This is a genomic window from Archangium sp., assembly GCF_057119385.1.
The window spans coordinates 77,390-85,407 of sequence record NZ_DBNGVP010000136.1 but is presented as its reverse complement, the minus strand read 5'-3'; the positions used below and the strand labels follow the sequence as shown (position 1 = coordinate 85,407).

General features: G+C 70.5%; 8 protein-coding genes. 4 read left to right on the top strand and 4 right to left on the bottom strand.

Annotation, left to right across the window (positions count from 1 at the left end; translation table 11 throughout):
• Positions 1 to 556: protein kinase domain-containing protein (locus tag AC16DP_RS33475; RefSeq protein WP_483956920.1), on the bottom strand; the 556-nt coding region annotated here is incomplete at its 3' end.
• Between the two features lie 199 nt (positions 557 to 755).
• On the opposite strand from AC16DP_RS33475, the gene AC16DP_RS33470 reads away from it, so the two are divergent.
• The gene (locus AC16DP_RS33470; RefSeq protein ID WP_329727863.1) at positions 756 to 2,087 is read left to right on the top strand and encodes a sensor histidine kinase; all 1,332 of its coding nucleotides are present in this window, start codon (positions 756 to 758) and stop codon (positions 2,085 to 2,087) included.
• Between the two features lie 34 nt (positions 2,088 to 2,121).
• Complete coding sequence (locus tag AC16DP_RS33465; protein ID WP_329727862.1) at positions 2,122 to 3,954, top strand: two-component system sensor histidine kinase NtrB; 1,833 nt, start codon at positions 2,122 to 2,124, stop codon at positions 3,952 to 3,954.
• Here the strand turns inward: AC16DP_RS33465 and aat are convergent.
• Positions 3,929 to 4,633, bottom strand: coding sequence for a leucyl/phenylalanyl-tRNA--protein transferase (aat, locus tag AC16DP_RS33460; protein WP_329727861.1), 705 nt, complete (start codon positions 4,631 to 4,633; stop codon positions 3,929 to 3,931). The two genes, AC16DP_RS33465 and aat, sit on opposite strands and share 26 nt — an antisense overlap.
• Positions 4,633 to 5,469, bottom strand: a complete 837-nt coding sequence (locus tag AC16DP_RS33455) for an LEA type 2 family protein (protein ID WP_329727860.1) — start codon at positions 5,467 to 5,469, stop codon at positions 4,633 to 4,635. Before AC16DP_RS33455 ends, aat begins: the two co-directional genes overlap by 1 nt.
• A 65-nt stretch (positions 5,470 to 5,534) precedes the next feature.
• On the opposite strand from AC16DP_RS33455, the gene AC16DP_RS33450 reads away from it, so the two are divergent.
• The gene (locus AC16DP_RS33450; RefSeq protein WP_329727859.1) at positions 5,535 to 6,194 is read left to right on the top strand and encodes a hypothetical protein; all 660 of its coding nucleotides are present in this window, start codon (positions 5,535 to 5,537) and stop codon (positions 6,192 to 6,194) included.
• A gap of 6 nt (positions 6,195 to 6,200) precedes the next feature.
• Here AC16DP_RS33450 and AC16DP_RS33445 read toward each other — a convergent pair whose 3' ends face one another.
• Positions 6,201 to 6,545 (bottom strand): hypothetical protein, encoded by a 345-nt coding sequence (locus tag AC16DP_RS33445; RefSeq protein WP_329727858.1) that lies wholly within the window; start codon positions 6,543 to 6,545, stop codon positions 6,201 to 6,203.
• Between the two features lie 198 nt (positions 6,546 to 6,743).
• On the opposite strand from AC16DP_RS33445, the gene AC16DP_RS33440 reads away from it, so the two are divergent.
• Positions 6,744 to 8,006 carry a glucan 1,4-alpha-maltotetraohydrolase domain-containing protein gene (locus tag AC16DP_RS33440; protein ID WP_329727857.1) on the top strand — a complete coding sequence of 421 codons (1,263 nt, stop codon included), beginning with the start codon at positions 6,744 to 6,746 and terminating at the stop codon, positions 8,004 to 8,006.
• Positions 8,007 to 8,018: the final 12 nt, after the last annotated feature.

The following is an 8,018-nucleotide window of genomic DNA, read 5'->3' as shown; positions in this document are numbered from 1 at the left end:
CCGGCGCCCGGTAGGGCAGCGTGCCCGGAGGAAACATCCCCTTCGTCAGCGTGGGGCAGGCCGGGTGCCAGGCCACCCCGAAGTCCACCAGCACCGCCTCGCCCGTCTTCTGGCGCACCAGGATGTTCGCCTCCTTCACGTCCCGGTGCACCACGCCCGCTTCGTGCGACACCGCCAGCCCCCGCGCCACCTCCAGCACCCGCTCCACCACCTCGCCCAGGGTGCGCCCCGGCGCCCACTCCTCCAGCGTGGGGCCCTCCACCAGCTCCAGCTTCACCCACACGTAGCGCGGCTCCTCCAGGGGCCACTGGCCCGCGCCCAGCTGGCGCACCAGGTGGCGGTGGCGCAGGCGCATGCCCAGCGACACCTCACGCCAGGCGCGCGCGGCCCGCTCGGGGCCCTGGTCCAACGGCAGCAGCTTGAGGGCGGACACGTACCCGTCCGGGCTGCGCACCCGGTACACCGTGGCGAAGCCCCCGCTGCCCAGCACCCCCTCCACCTCCTCCCAGCCAATGCGCGTGCCGGGCGGCAGCGGTGGGGCGTCGAGAGAATTCATGGCGTCCCCGACAGGGTGGGCAACGGGGGGCTCGGCTTCCGGAGAGGGGGAATGTGTGGACACGCGGGGCCTCGCGGGGTGTGACGTGCGGTATGAGCGGCCAGGCGGGTCTCCCCCGCCGGATGTGGGTGTGCGGACAGGCGGAAGCCACGGGTGAGCACATTGCCCGTGGCTTTTGTCACGTGGTACCCATTACCCCATGAGTCCTCCGACGGGGGAGTGCCGCCGGATCCTGGTGGTCGACGACAACAGTGCCATCCATCAGGACTTCCGGAAGATCCTCGCCAGGTCCGGCCAGGGTGTCGAGGAGCTGGATGCGATGGAGTCCATGCTCTTCGGGGATGCTCCGCCCCGGAGCAGTACCACGCGCTTCGAGCTGGACTTCGCGCTGGGTGGGGAAGAGGGCGTCCGCCTGGTGCGCGACGCGGTGCGTGAGGGACGCCCGTACGCGGTGGCCTTCGTGGACATCCGCATGCCTCCGGGCATGGACGGGGTGGAGGCCACCCTGCACATGTGGCGGGAGGAGGCGGACCTGCAGGTGGTGCTGTGCTCGGCCCACTCGGACTACTCGTGGGACGAGCTGTCGCGCAAGCTGGGCACCAGCGAGCGGCTGCTCATCCTGCGCAAGCCCTTCGACAGCATCGAGGTGCGCCAGATGGCGCACGCCCTGTGCGAGAAGTGGGAGCTGTTGCGCGCCAGCCACCAGCGGATGGAGGACCTGGAGCGGATGGTGGAGGAGCGGACGCGGGCGCTGGCGGAGGCCAATGCCCGGCTGGTGCACGCCCAGAAGCTGGAGGCGCTGGGGCGCATGTCCGCGGGCCTGGCCCACGAGGTCAACAACCCGCTGAGCTACATCCTGTCCAACCTGCGCCACGTGGTGCGCGGGCTGGAGACGCTGCCGTGCGCGGAGGAGGCACTGCGCGCCCGGGACGAGCTGAGGGATGCGTGCGGGGACGCCGTCGTGGGCGCCGAGCGCATCGAGCGCATCGTCCAGGACGTGCGCATCTTCGCGCGGATGGACGAGCCACCCAAGGAGGTGGTGGACGTGCGCCACGTGATGGAGCTCACCCTGTCCATGGCGGCGCGGGCGCTGCGGCCGGAGCTGCGGCTGGTGAAGGAGTTCCACGAGGTGCCCCCCGTCTGGGGCAGCGAGCACGGCCTGGGGCAGGTGTTCCTCAACCTCATCGTCAACGCCACCCATGCCCTGGCGGGCCGGGAGTCGCCCACGCTCCGGCTGGGCATCCAGCGGCGCGAGGACGGCCTGGTGGCGGTGGAGGTGCAGGACAACGGCAGCGGCATCCGGCCGGAGCACCTCAGCCGCCTCTTCGAGCCCTTCTTCACGACGAAGCCGGTGGGCACGGGCACGGGGCTCGGCCTGTCCATCTGTCATGGCATCGTGACGCGGTTGGGCGGGGAGATCGCCGTGGACAGCACGCCGGGCCAGGGCACCACCTTCCGGGTGCTGCTGCCCCCGGCCTCCGAGCAGGCGGCACAGTCCGCTATGCTGGAGCGGAGACGCTCCGGGTCCTAGCCCGGCGCGGGCTCGAGCGCTGACGAGGGAGCTGATGGGCTGGAGCCCGCGAGCATGGGTGCTGGAGCGGCTGGACGCCCAGCTGGCGGAGCCGCAGCGCCAGCTGCCTCCGGGGGAGCTCTGGCGCTACCGGGTGCTGCTGGGGGCCACCAACCTGATGATGGTGCTCAACGGCCTGTACGTGCTCGGCATCTCCACCTATGAGTCCGAGGAGCGCCTGCCGCAGGTCCTGGCGGTGGGGGTGAGCATGGCCGCCTACGGGGGGGTGATGGTGCTGGCGCGCCGGCTGCCCTCGCCCACCCTGCCGTCCCTCCTCCTGTGCGGGGCCCTGTCCGCGGGCTTCATCCTGGGCACCCTGCCCGTGGACATGCCGGGCGTCGTGTCGCACGCGGTGGGCATGTTGATTCCGGCCCTGGCCGTCTACCTGCTGGGGCCCCGCCGCGGCTTCTTCTTCACCGCGCTCCTCATGCTCTACGCGGGGCTCTTCCACCAGCTCTACCACTCCGGCTTCGGCCAGGTGCGGCCGCTCTTCCAGAACCCGGGCATCTGGATGAGCAACCTCGTCACGTGCCTCAGCCTGCTGATGGGCTGGGCGCTGAGCTGGCTCTACGGCATCGTGCGCGAGGAGTCCCAGGAGGCGCTGGAGGGGGCGCTCCAGACGCTGCGCGAGAGCGAGGGCAAGCTGATCAGCGTCCTGGAGAGCACGGAGGACGTGGTGGTGGCGCTGGACCGGGAAGGGCGGGTGGTCACCGCCAACCAGATGGCCAAGGCCCTGGGCCAGCACGTCTACAACCGGACGCTCGAGCGGGGCGCGGTCCTCGACTGGATGGCCTCTCCGGGCCTCCAGGAGCTGTTCCAGCGGGCCCTGTCGGGCCAGCGGCAGCGGGTGGAGATTCCCCTGATGCACGAGGGCCGCTCCCTGACGCTGGACGTCACCTTCAACCCGGTCTGGGAAGGGGAGCGGGTGGTGGGGGCCACGCTCTTCAGCCGCGACATCACGGAGCGCAAGGCGGCCGAGGCCCGGCTGGCGGAGCTGCACCGCAGCCTGGTGGACGTGTCGCGCCACGCGGGCATGGCGGAGATCGCCACCGGGGTGCTGCACAACGTGGGCAACACGCTCAACAGCGTGAACGTGTCCGCCCACCTCGTGGTGGACCGGCTGCGCGCCTCGCGGGCCGTGGGCCTGGACAAGGCCGTGGAGCTGCTGCGCGAGAATGCCTCGCGGCTGGGCGCCTTCCTCGAGGAGGACCCCCGGGGCCGGCAGTTCCCCGCCTACCTGGCGGCGCTCTCGGGGCAGCTCGCCCAGGAGCGGGAGTCGGTGCTGGAGGAGCTGCGGCGGCTCTCCGAGAGCGTGGACCACATCAAGACGGTGGTGAGCATGCAGCAGGAGCATGCCCGCTTCTCCGGCGTGCTGGAGCGGGTGGAGGTGCCCGGGCTGCTGGACGACGCCATGCGCCTGCACGCCGTGTCCTTCGAGCGCCTGGGCATCCAGCTGCGGCGCGAGTACAGCGCCCCCACCGCCGCGGTGATGGTGGACCGGCACAAGCTGCTGCAAATCCTGGTGAACCTGTTGAGCAACGCGCGCCATGCGCTGGTGGAGAGCCCGCGGCCGGACAAGCAGCTCACCCTGCGCGTGGAGCAGGCCGGGGAGCGGCTGCGCATCGCCGTGGCGGACAACGGGGTGGGCATCGCCCCGGAGCACCTGCAGCGGCTCTTCAGCCAGGGCTTCACCACGAAGAAGGACGGGCACGGCTTCGGGCTGCACATCAGCGCCCTGTCCGCCGAGGAGCTGGGCGGCTCCCTCCAGTGCGAGAGCGAGGGCCCCGGCCAGGGCGCCACCTTCACCCTGGAGCTGCCCCTGGCGTGAGGGTCCACCGGCCCCGGCGCGTGGGCTCCTGGAGGGCCCGGCCGAGCGCCTGGAGGAAGCGCTTGCGCGGCCAGTGCCCGGCGCCGAAGCGCGCCAGGTGCTCCGTCTCCACCTGGCAGTCGATGAAGTGGAAGCCCCAGGCCTGGAAGCGCTCCACCGCCGTGGTGAAGGCCACCTTCGAGGCGTCCGGCGCGTGGGCGAACATGCTCTCCCCGAAGAAGGCCGCCCCCAGCGACACGCCGTAGAAGCCCCCCTTCAGCTCGCCCCCCGCCCACGCCTCCACCGAGTGCGCGAAGCCCAGCTCGTGCAGGGTGACGTAGGCCTGGCGCATCTCGTCCGTAATCCACGTGCCGTCCTGGCCGGGGCGCGGCGTCTCGGCGCACGCGGAGATGACGGCCTCGAAGGCGGTGTCCCAGCGAATCTCGTAGACGCCCGCCTTGAGCGTCTTGCGCAGCGAGCGGCCCACGTGCAGCGTGTCCGGCGTGAGCACGAAGCGCGGGTCCGGCGAGTGCCAGAGGATGGGCTGGCCCCGGCTGTACCAGGGGAAGATGCCCTGGGAGTAGGCCGAGAGCAGGCGCTCGGGGCTCAGGTCCCCGCCCACGGCGAGCAGCCCGCCCCGGTCCGCCTTCTCCGGCGGTGGGAAGAGCTCCGGATCTTCTCCGAGTAGGTAGATGGGCACTACCGCGACACGTTGAGCTTCACGTCTCCGGACAGCGAGTAGGGCACGCGCACCAGCGGGCCCGTGAGCTCGCCCGCGATTTCATACGGCAGCGTCCCCTTGGCGATGAGCGCCCGCACGTCCTGCCCCCACGTCTCCCGCGTCACCGCCACCTCCACGGGATACACCCCGGTGGCCGACGCGTCCACGGTGTCGTACTTGCCCCGGGTGCCCTCGCCCAGCTTGCGGCCCCCCACCGAGAGGGCCCACTGGAGCGCCTCCAGCCGCAGCGGGAAGGGGTTGGGGTTCTCCACGCCCAGGCGCAACAGCAGGTCCACCTGCTCCTCCGAGTAGCGGGCCCCCTCCAGGCTCTCCACCTTCACCACCGGCAGCCGGGGCACGCGCACCGGCCGCGAGGCGGCGAAGGGCAGCGTCCGCACTTGGCCCCCCGCGCGCACCGTCAGCGTGCCGCGCAGCGCCACCAGCAGGGTGCCCCCCCGCTGGCTCAGCGCCCTCAGGTCCTCCGGCGTGCGCACGTAGGCGGCCTCGGCCTGGAAGGAGAAGGGGGTGGGGGCATGGGGCGCCAGGGTGACGCCCAGCGGCGCCGAGCCCCTCCGCACCACCTGCCCGTCCGACACGAGCTCGTAGTCCGCCTTCTCCAGCACGGCGGGGCCGGGGCTGGTGAGCTGGCCGGAGTAGCGCAGCTTCACCTCGGAAAGGCCCTGGGAGGCGACGGTGGCCTCCTCGGCCCCGAGCGAGGCGGGACCCACGGGGGCGGGAGGCGGCGTGGACGCACACCCGGCCAACCAGGCGGCGAGCGTCAGGAGGTGGACGATGGCACGCGGGGCGGAACGCATGGCGCGAAGGTGCGGCCGGTTCCCGCTGGTCTCAAGGGCATTTCGGGTACACTGTTGACTACACCGTGGCCCACCGTCGCCCGAACCTCAACAAGGCCATCCGCTCGCTCATCCGCGACATCGCCGCGAAGATGCCCGAGTTCTCCCATGTGAGGGCCAGCCGCATCCTGGTGATTGCCGGCGAGGCGCGGCGGGCCTCGCGTGGCACGGTGAAGCCGCTGTGCTTCCGGGGCGGACTCAGCACGGACCGGGCCGGGCGCCGCAAGCCCATCGTCCGGCTCAAGGGCAAGCGGATGCTCTACTGCATCACCCTGCGCCCGCTCTTCTTCCGCTCCTCCACGCCCAAGTCCCGGGTGGAGACGGTGATGCACGAGCTCTTCCACATGTCCCGGCGCTTCGACGGCACGCTGCACGCGGGGCGCAGGCACTCGGTGCTGGGCCGGGACTTCTCCCGCCGGCTGCGGCCCCTGGTGCGCCGCTACCTCAAGCACTGCCCCCAGGAGGTGCTGGCGGCCTTCGCGTACTCGGGCGAGGTGAAGGTGCTGCAGTGGTTGGAGCGGCCCGGCCCCGCCTACGTCCCTGGCACGCGCGGGGTGCGCAAGGTGTACACCGAGGAGCAGCTCTACTACGGCATCGCCCGCATGGTGACGCGCAAGCGCCCCCGCCCCGCCACCGAGCCCAAGCCTCCCCGCAAGGAGCGCGTGGAGAAGCCGCGGGTCCACTGAAGGACGCTAGTTGAGGTACCTGGGGCGCGGCGGCGCGGGCGGCTGCGGCGGCCCGGCCTCCATCATCTCCAGCCCCTGGCGGGTGAGCAGGAAGCGCACCACGCCGGAGCCACGCTCCGTTTCGATCTCCGCCTCGAAGGCGGGACCCGAGATGCTCCCCATCTGCACGTCCTTGCGCAGGTTGTGCACCTTGCCCGTGAGCAGATCTCCCGCCACCGGCTGCACGGTGTCGCCACGCCGGTAGAGGTCGAACGCGACCTGATGCAGCGTCATGGCCAGCGTGGGCGTCAACGGCTGGGAGCTGAACAGGACCGAGATGAGGACCCAATAGGGGGGGGACTGTTCGGCCATTTCCTCCATCCTAACGCCCCCCCGGCGCACGCCCCATCCGTTTTCCACGCCTCCCTGCTTCAGCGGGGCTGGAAGATTCTCATTTCATGGGAGTATCAACGTCCGCTAGATGATGTTTTCCGTCCTGTTGCTCGCTTGACTAGCAAACCGCCTGTAAACCGCCCGTCCGTTTCCTCCCCGTTTCACTTGGAGAACGGAATGTTCGCGAAGAAGGTGTTTGGCGGAATGCTGTCCCTGTCGTGGGCGCTGGGCCTGGTGGCGTCGACGGCCGCGTACGCGGGCCCCATGGATGGCAACAGCAGCGACGTGATGCTGCAGGGCTTCCACTGGCGCTCCACCGAGACGTACCCCTGGTGGGGCGTCATCCAGGGCAAGGCCTCGGACATCAAGAACAGCGGCTTCACCATGGTGTGGTTCCCGCCGTCCAGCGACGCGGCCTCCAACGAGGGGTACCTGCCGCGGCAGCTGTACGTGCAGAACAGCAAGTACGGCACGGACGTGCAGCTCAAGAGCGCCATCGGCGCGCTGCACACGTATGGCGTGAAGGCCATCGCGGACATCGTGGTCAACCACCGCGTGGGCACCACCGGCTGGGGAGACTTCACCAACCCCACCTGGGGCACCTGGTCGGTGGCGCGGGGCGACGAGTGGACGAGCGCCAGCGGCAACTACGACACCGGTGACGGCTACAGCGCCGCGCGCGACCTGGACCACACCAACGTCACCGTGCAGAACGACCTGAAGGGCTGGATGAACTGGCTCAAGTCCAGCATCGGCTACGACGGCTGGCGCTATGACTACGTGAAGGGCTTCGGCGGCACGTACGTGGGCAACTACAACACCGGCACGGTGCCCTACTTCTCGGTGGGCGAGCTGTGGACGGACCTGAACCTGGGCAACCCGGACGCCCACCGCCAGCAGCTCATGAACTGGATCGACGCCACGGGCGGCAAGTCGACGGCGTTCGACTTCACCACCAAGGGCATCCTCCAGCAGGCGGTGCAGTACAACGAGTTCTGGCGGCTGCGTGACAGCGCGGGCAAGCCCTCGGGCGCCATCGGCTGGTGGGCGGCCAAGTCGGTGACGTTCATCGACAACCATGACACGGGCCCGAGCTCGCCCAGCGGCGGCCAGAACCACTGGGCCTTCCCCAGCGACAAGGTGATGCAGGGCTACGCGTACATCCTCACGCACCCGGGCATCCCCTGCGTCTACTGGGTGCACTTCTATGACTGGGGCCACGCCGCCGCCATCAAGAGCCTCATGGCGGCGCGCAAGGAGAAGGGCGTCACCTCCACCTCCGCGGTGAGCATCCAGGTCGCGGACTCGAGCAAGTACGCCGCCATCATCACCGGCAACACCGGCAGCCTGGCGATGAAGATCGGCTACGGCGACTGGTCCCCGGGCACCGGCTGGACGCTGGTGAACTCCGGCACCAACTGGGCCGTCTGGAAGAAGTAGCCCGGGCTCGGA